2 protein-coding genes and 1 pseudogene are annotated in these 2,136 nt (G+C 65.2%); 1 reads left to right on the top strand and 2 read right to left on the bottom strand.

The window, feature by feature from the left end:
* On the top strand, positions 1-556 hold a 556-nt coding region (locus AB1824_13550; protein MEW5765983.1), incomplete at its 5' end, for a TetR/AcrR family transcriptional regulator.
* A 37-nt stretch (positions 557-593) separates the two neighbouring features.
* Here the strand turns inward: AB1824_13550 and AB1824_13545 are convergent.
* Together AB1824_13545 and AB1824_13540 are read right to left on the bottom strand one after the other, a co-directional pair.
* Entirely contained in the window at positions 594-1,436 is an 843-nt protein-coding gene (locus AB1824_13545; GenBank protein ID MEW5765982.1) for a chloride channel protein, read from the bottom strand.
* Positions 1,376-1,672 (bottom strand): annotated as a pseudogene (locus AB1824_13540) (chloride channel protein). Before AB1824_13540 ends, AB1824_13545 begins: the two are co-directional and overlap by 61 nt.
* Positions 1,673-2,136 lie beyond the last annotated feature (464 nt).

Here is a 2,136-nt window from a genome sequence, read left to right as displayed (position 1 = left end):
TGAAAGGGGGATCTACGAGCCTTCCATCGAGGAAATTACGGCTCGTGCCGATTTGGGGAAGGGGACCTTCTACCAGTACTTTCCCTCCCGGGAGGCCCTGATCGCCGAACTTGTGCGGCAGGGGTTCTGTCGCCTCGCGGAGGAAACCGGGATTCGCCTGAAGGGCCTGCCCGCGGGAGCGGACCCGCTCCCGGTGATTCTCGATGCCCACGAGGCTTTCTTTTCGAACCGTCCGGAGTATCTGCTCCTTTTCCACCAGGCGCGAGGCTGGATGAAGATGTCCCGTCACCACGGTCCGGCGCTGAGGGAGGCCTTTGAGGGCTACGTGGCTGACCTGGCCCGGTTCCTCTCCGGCGGGACAAGCCCCACGGGCGGGCCGCTCCGTCGGGAGGCTTTGGTGGTGGCGGGATTCATCTCGGGAGTACTCTCCTTCCGGAGGATCTTGGAGCTTGAAAACCCTGAACAATCGTTGACCGAGGATCTCGCGGTTCTCGGAAAGCGTGGGGTGCGTTCGGCCCTATCCAAAAAGGGACTCCAAGCCAAGAACGGCCGCTGATCGTGTACTTCCCGATCCCTCCCGAGTCGATCCCGATTCAGTTCCGAGAGTCTCCCGCCACGGACCTCTGGGCGTCCGATATTCCCTCGCCTCCGATCGAAAGATAGCCTGCGACGGTGGCAACCATGGCGGGGATGAGAGCCCAGGGATTGCCCGTGGTCTCCGCGACGAAGGCCACAGCCGCCACGGGGGTGCGGTATCCCGCACCGACAAACGCCGCCAGTCCAACGAGGGGGTACAGGGAGTCGCTGGAACCGACCACCGTGCGGCCAAAAGCGCTTCCCGTCAGGGTCCCCAGCACGACCAGCGGGAAGAAGACCCCACCGACACCTCCCCCCGCCAAGGTCAAGGCCGTGGCAAAGGCTTTTGCGCACCAGAAAAGGAGCACGGTCTCGAGAGGTTCGCTCTCTGCGAGCACGTGTTGAACCAGCCGGTGGCCCGGACCATAGAGGAACGGCTCCCCCGCGACGCGGAGGACCAGAACTCCGGCCAACCCCAGCACGAGGCCAGCCAAGAGCGGCCTTGCCCACCGCGGCAACCTCTCGAACAAGGTCCGGGTGGATCGAACGAGCCGCGAGAAAAAGCGGGCGAGGAGGCCGCAGCAGATGCCGAGGGGGATCGCCCAGATCAGGTCGTGAAGGTCGAAGGCCCGGTGGGTCTCCACGGCGAAGAGCACTTCGCTTCCCGCGAGGAGCGCGAAGGTAACGTAGCTCGAGGCCGAGGCAACCATGGCCGGAATGAACGCCCTGCCCGCGATCCCGTCCCGGTGGAGCGCCTCGAGGGCGAACAGGAGCCCCGTAAGGGGTTGGCGGCCACGCCGGCGGCGGCGCCGGCGACCATGAGCAGGCGCGCGTCTTCTCCCTTGAACACATCTCTGAATCGGCGCTGGATGGCCTCTCCCAGGCTCGATCCAAGGAAAATCGAGGGGCCTTCCAATCCAAGGCTTCCTCCCGTGGAAAGGGTAACGAAGGACGCCGCGAGTTTCCCGGGGAGGTCGGTCCAGCTGAAACGGGCGTTTGAGCTGTGGCAGCGGGCGATATAGGCCTCGGTAAGGGCTCCCTCCTTGGAAGGAACGGCGTATCGAGTGAGCGCATTGGAGAGGAGGAGGCCTGCCATGGGGAGGAGCAAATACACCGGGGAGAGGCGGAGCCCGAAAACGATGGGGACACCTCCTCCCTTAACAAAAAGTCGAACACGGCCACGAGGGCGCCTGTGACCATCCCCAGGAAGGCGCAGAAGGCGACCCAACGCAAAACCTGGGTCCGGGCAGCCCGAAGCTTGTGCCGCACTTCGATGGGGCGTCCGAAGAGCCCCAGCAGGCGGCCCCTCGCCCTGCGCAAGACTCGTCTCGTCCCGTGGCGGACGTCTTGGGCTCCCTCTTCGTTCGGGGGGGCGGTAGGGTGCATGGGTACGAATCTATCACGATCCCTTGGACGAGTCCGACCCCTGCCCCCGGTTGCCTGTGCGGGGCGGGCCTGCGTAGAATGGTCCCGGAGGTCGGAATGGGTCCGAGGCTGAAGAGTTGCCGGCGCTCTCCGGGCCGGCGGGAGCCGAAGCGTTGACCTCCGAAGCCCCTCTCA

The sequence above is a fragment of the Acidobacteriota bacterium genome, from assembly GCA_040752915.1.
Lineage (GTDB): Bacteria > Acidobacteriota > UBA4820 > UBA4820 > DSQY01 > JBFLVU01.
The sequence above is the reverse complement of the archived record's forward strand: the minus strand, read 5'-3'. Positions and strand labels throughout refer to the sequence as shown.